The following is a 511-nucleotide window of genomic DNA, read 5'->3' as shown; positions in this document are numbered from 1 at the left end:
CCAGGGGTGCTCGTACTTGGAGTAGTAGTCCCGGCACCCGGCCAGGCGCCACGTCCCGCCGGTGGTGGTCTCGAACTCGGAGAAGTCCAGCTGCCAGACCTGGTTCGGGCCGGTCGGTTCGGTCGCGAACGCGGCCTTGCGCCGGGCGGCGTGCTGGCGCCGTTCGCGCTGGTAGTTCGCCTCCAGCAGCAGGCCCTCGTCCCGCAGCAGGCGCAGCACGGTGGACTCACCGACCCGGTGCCCGTCGTAGCGGCACATCGCCCAGACCTTGCGGTGCCCCCATGCCGGGTGCTCCAGCGCATGCCGGCGGGCCGCGTCCCGGACGCCTTCGCGGGCCGGGCGCGGCCAGGGGCCCTTGACCGGTGCGCCGTCGCGGGCGCGGGCCTGGTGGCGGCGCCAGGTCCGTTCGGGCACGCCGATCAGCGCGCAGAACCTCGTGGTCGGCATGCCCGCGTCGGTGCGGATCACCTCGAGGTCCTCGAAGGGCCCAGGCGGCCCTCTGCGCTCTTCT

1 protein-coding gene is annotated in these 511 nt (G+C 74.2%); it reads right to left on the bottom strand.

Annotated features, from left to right (window positions below):
- Positions 1–468, bottom strand: a 468-nt coding sequence (locus G9H72_RS20830) for an IS3 family transposase (protein WP_166174772.1), incomplete at its 3' end; no start/stop codon positions are given.
- Positions 469–511 lie beyond the last annotated feature (43 nt).

Source organism: Motilibacter aurantiacus, assembly GCF_011250645.1.
GTDB lineage: Bacteria > Actinomycetota > Actinomycetes > Motilibacterales > Motilibacteraceae > Motilibacter_A > Motilibacter_A aurantiacus.
The sequence above is the reverse complement of the archived record's forward strand: the minus strand, read 5'-3'. Positions and strand labels throughout refer to the sequence as shown.